Genomic DNA, 4,016 nt, shown 5'->3' with positions numbered 1-4,016 from the left:
CGCCGTATCAAGCGATTTCGTCGCATTTTTACCCGCTATGACAAACTGGATATTATCTTTTTGGCTTTTGTCTTTTTTGCTCTCATTGTCGATGTGCTTATGTGAACACTACCTAGAACGGATGCTTCGTGGCAACCGCGTTCAAAATCAGTCTACAGGCGGGCAAGGAGATCTATCCTTGCTTTTTTTGAATGGCTGCTTCGAAAATCAGGAGCTGTTTAAAAAATCAAATAACTGTCTTTTTCTGAAAAAGCGGCATCTGCTGCGTCGGAAATCCATGGAATACACAAAGTATTTCTGTGCTTTTCTCCTTGTGCCGCCCGTCCATTATGAAAAAATTTCCAGTTTATCTGTTTTTAAACAGGCCCCATTCGAAACAACAACATAACCCATCTTTATTTCATTTTGAAAGAAACTTAGAAAGTGAGAGATTTATGAGCAATACCCTATTTGAAAGTATCGGGCTTTCTCCCGAACTCTGCCGGGCAGTCAGCGACATGAATTATACCGAAGCAACCGGCATTCAAGCGGGAGCAATCCCATTATTGATGCAGGGGTTGGACGTAATCGGCCGCAGCAGTACCGGAACCGGTAAAACTGCCGCATTCGGTATCCCCGCAGTTGAACGGGTGTCTGGAGGAGATCGTCGCGCACAGGTCCTGGTGCTCTCCCCTACCCGTGAACTTGCAATGCAGATTTCCGAGGAAATGCGCAAATATGCAAAATACAAAACCGGTATTTCGGTCGCGGCAGTTTATGGTGGCGCGCCGATGGATGCTCAAATCACCCAGCTTCGCACCGCCAACATTGTTATCGGCACACCGGGGCGGGTGATGGACCACATGCGCCGCCGCACTCTTAGGCTTGATACTCTTAAAATGGTGGTTTTGGACGAGGCGGACGAGATGCTCAATATGGGATTTCTGGAAGATATCCAGTCGATCCTTTCGGCGACTCCGGAAGACCGGCAGACGGTTCTTTTCTCAGCCACGATGCCACCCACAATCTTGAAGATCACTTCCGAGTTTCTGAAAGATCCGCAGACTGTCCATATCCGGACCCCACAGAAAACAATCGAAACGATCGACCAGTATTTTTACCAGGTACCGCAATCCCGTAAAATGGACGCGATCAACCTCCTTCTCCAGATGCAGGAGCCAAGCCGGTCGGTGATCTTCTGCAACACCAAGTCGATGGTAGATGATCTGGTGCAGTATCTGGGTGATCGAGGATTTCAGGCGCTCGGCCTACATGGAGACATGAAGCAGTCCGGCCGCACACAGGTGATGCAGAGTTTTCGTAATGGAAAGGCGAGCATTCTGGTTGCGACCGATGTGGCGGCCAGAGGAATTGACGTCGAAGACATTGAAGCGGTTTACAACTTTGACATTCCACAGGAGTTTGAGTACTATATCCACCGAATTGGCCGCACCGGACGGGCAGGAAAAAGCGGGACCAGCCATACGCTTGTGTGTGGTTTCCGGCAGCTCAATACGATGAAAGAGCTGCGCCGGTACATCAATGCAGACATCCGGGAAGCGCCACTCCCCTCAGCGGAAGATATTCTGCGCAGACGGCAGGAGCATTTTTCCGCCAAGGTGGCTCAGACACTCGAGTCAGGAGGATACGAGGCGTTTGGTGGGCAGATAGACGAAATTCTTCAGAATCAGGGTTGCGGCCTGCGCGATGTCGCCTGCGCACTTGCACAGATTGTTTCTTCCAGTGAGAAAAAGACGATTCCTGTGGTGAAAGCCACTGTTTCTGCGGATTCTTCCAGGCGGGGTGGCAAACGGGTGGTACTCAACGCAGACATTGGAAGCGCCAATCGAATTGGAGCTAATTTTATTGTCGGCGCCATCGTGGATTCTACCGGACTCCCCTCCCGTTCGATCGGCAGGATTGACATTTTTGACGACCATACCCTGATTGAAATGTTTGAAAATGATGCACTTACCGTCCTCAATGAAATGTCCAGTGTGCGGATTCGGGGATGCGAGACCCATTTCACCCTCTCGACGGAAAAACCGCGCCCTGCCTTTCAGGGGAATCGACGTCCCCGTTCAGCGGAAGCCCCCTTTGCTTCCCGTGACCGGTTGAGTGGGAAGCCGTCCCGCCGGGGCCACCGCCGCAACAACGAAAAATGGTCTAGAAAACAGGAGCGCCGCAGCCGTCTGGAGATCGACTAATCGGATATCCCCTGCTTGCGCGCTACGAAATAAGAAGTCATGAGGAGGCGAACACAATGGGAATTGGGGGATGGATTCTGCTGATCTTCGCAGTCGTGGTAGGTATCTATGCCTGCGTCGTGATGGATAAAGCGAAATCCAGATGCCATAAGGGTGGCTGTACCAAATGTGGCCGCTGCCACCGGATGCGCGAGGACGCGGAACAATCTTAAAACCTTTCGAGGGGTCTTTCTACAAGATAGAAAGACCCCTTCTTGCTGTCTCAGCAGTATGAAAAACCAACCTTTGTAACGTGGTGCTCTTGATTCAAAGTAAAAGAAAGCGCTTTTTAGGAGGGGGTTCCTCGAACCCTTTTTAAATATTGTAAAAGCGCCTTGCTGCGATTTCTTGTCTACCACTATGTAAAATCCCCCCTTGAGATCGGAGAAGGTTCCAATCCCAGGGGGGGATATATATTCCAGAGGTCAGATAAACCGGTCAATCATCGGCAGGTTGGCCCAGAGTTCCTAGGCTTGCAGCCTTCAAATAGGCGTTGATAAAACCATCCAGATCACCGTCCATCACCGCATTGATATTGCTGTTCTCAAATTTGGTCCGCGTGTCCTTCGCCAGGGTGTACGGCATAAATACATAGGAACGAATCTGGCTGCCCCATGCAATCTGCGCCTGCTCCCCTTTGATCTCCTGAATATTCGCTAGGTGCTCGCGCTCCTTGATTTCGATTAGCTTTGCGGTCAGCATCTTCATACACATTGCTCGGTTTTGAAGCTGACTGCGCTCGTTCTGGCAAGCAACAACAATCCCAGTCGGCAGATGGGTCAGACGTACTGCGGAAGAAGTCTTGTTGATATGCTGTCCGCCCGCGCCAGACGACCGGAACACATCCATTTTGATGTCCTCCGGACGGATTTCAACCGTTGTGTCCTCACTCAGCTCGGGTAGAACCTCAACCGAAGAAAACGAGGTGTGGCGCCGGCCGGACGAATCGAACGGGGAAATCCGCACCAGACGGTGCACCCCGCTTTCCGAACGCAAAAAGCCATAAGCATTCTCCCCTTCAATCATGATCGACGCACTTTTCAGCCCCGCTTCATCCCCATCCAAATAGTCCAGAATCTTATAGGTAAAGCCATGGCGCTCCGCCCAGCGGGTATACATGCGATAGAGCATCTGCGCCCAGTCCTGCGCCTCGGTCCCGCCGGCTCCTGCATGGAAGGTCACGATCGCATTGTTTGCGTCGTACTGCCCAGTCAACAGCGTGGTAAGCTTCTGGGTTTCCAGCATCTTTTCGAACCGCTCCACATCAGAGAGTGCTTCTGGATAGACGCTCTCGTCTTCCTCCTCGTTGCCCAGCTCGATCAGGGTCAGGGTGTCCTCATAGAGGGCCGACAGATCGTCATAACTTGCAAGCTTCGCTTTGACTTTTGCGGTCTCAAGCTGGTTTTTCTGGGATTTTTCCACATCATTCCAAAACCCCGGCACAGTGGTTTTCTCTTCAAGCTCGGCCAGCTTGCGCTGAAGCCCCTCATAACCGATCGCCTGCCGGTATTCCTGTACCTCGTCCTCGCGTGCGCTCAGACGGAGTCGCAGCTCTTCAAATTGCAGCATACTGGTGCACCGCTCCTTATCCGTTTGATTGGGGGCTGATCTGATGTTGGAATTCCCTGCCAACCCCCGGGTTCCAGACAATCCCTGCTTTTTGTAACAATTTATTATACTATTCTTTTCCGAAAAAGTAAAGCCGCCAGAGCCTGTTTCCCAGGGCAACAGCATTTGAAATTATCCAAAAAGGATATCAAGAAGACGCTGTGGATTCAAGGCGGCGGCAAA

Annotated in this window: 3 protein-coding genes and 1 pseudogene; 3 read left to right on the top strand and 1 reads right to left on the bottom strand. The window is 51.3% G+C overall.

From position 1 onward, the window contains the following. The 3 genes and pseudogenes from D5269_RS18730 to D5269_RS16970 all read left to right on the top strand — a co-directional run. A pseudogene (locus tag D5269_RS18730) lies at window positions 1-105 on the top strand (IS5/IS1182 family transposase); the annotation flags it as partial. A gap of 329 nt (window positions 106-434) precedes the next feature. Further along, window positions 435-2,186 carry a DEAD/DEAH box helicase gene (locus D5269_RS16975; RefSeq protein WP_120487148.1) on the top strand — a complete coding sequence of 584 codons (1,752 nt, stop codon included), beginning with the start codon at window positions 435-437 and terminating at the stop codon, window positions 2,184-2,186. 56 nt (window positions 2,187-2,242) lie between these two features. Next, window positions 2,243-2,398 carry a hypothetical protein gene (locus D5269_RS16970; protein WP_016315525.1) on the top strand — a complete coding sequence of 52 codons (156 nt, stop codon included), beginning with the start codon at window positions 2,243-2,245 and terminating at the stop codon, window positions 2,396-2,398. A gap of 265 nt (window positions 2,399-2,663) precedes the next feature. Here the strand turns inward: D5269_RS16970 and prfB are convergent, their stop codons facing one another. Beyond that, complete coding sequence (gene prfB, locus D5269_RS16965) at window positions 2,664-3,794, bottom strand: peptide chain release factor 2 (protein ID WP_016315524.1); 1,131 nt, start codon at window positions 3,792-3,794, stop codon at window positions 2,664-2,666. Window positions 3,795-4,016 lie beyond the last annotated feature (222 nt).

The sequence above is a fragment of the Anaerotruncus sp. 1XD42-93 genome, assembly GCF_009917605.1.
Lineage (GTDB): Bacteria > Bacillota > Clostridia > Oscillospirales > Ruminococcaceae > Anaerotruncus.
Note: the sequence above shows the minus strand (reverse complement) of the source record. Positions and strands in the feature narration are given on the sequence as shown.